This is a genomic window from Pseudomonas sp. EL_65y_Pfl2_R96 (genome assembly GCF_963970905.1).
Taxonomy (GTDB): Bacteria; Pseudomonadota; Gammaproteobacteria; order Pseudomonadales; family Pseudomonadaceae; genus Aquipseudomonas.
In genome coordinates, this window is sequence record NZ_CAXAQH010000380.1 from 1 (window position 1) to 440 (window position 440).

Annotated in this window: 1 pseudogene; it reads right to left on the reverse strand. The window is 65.5% G+C overall.

The annotated features are described in order from the left end of the window. Positions 1-46 precede the first annotated feature (46 nt). Positions 47-440, reverse strand: a pseudogene (locus tag AACY49_RS31155) (molybdopterin-dependent oxidoreductase); the annotation flags it as partial.

Here is a 440-nt window from a genome sequence, read left to right on the forward strand (position 1 = left end):
CAAGCGTGATGGCGAGGAGAACGGTGCGCTGCATGATCATTCTCCTTCAGGCCACCGTGACGCGGACGGTCTCGACGACGTTGCGCAGATAGCCTGCCGGATTCCAGCGCGGCGTATCCGGCTGGGTCTCGCCGCCATTGCCGGTCGCGCGCACTTTCAACTCGACCTGACCGACCGCGAGCTTCACCGGCAGCTTCCATTCGCGGAACGCGTATTTGCCGAGATCCTTGCCCAGCTTCGCGTTGGTCCAGGTCTTGCCGCCGGCGGTGGAGACCGCAACCTCCTTGATGCCCTTGCCGCCGTCGAAGGCGATGCCCCGCAGCGTCGTCCGGCCGGCCTTGAGCTTCGCGCCGTCGGGCACGCTTGTGATGAAGTAGCGGATCGTGAAGCGGTTGATCGGGATCGTCGCCTTCGGCGCGGTGCCCGGTTCGATCGCATTG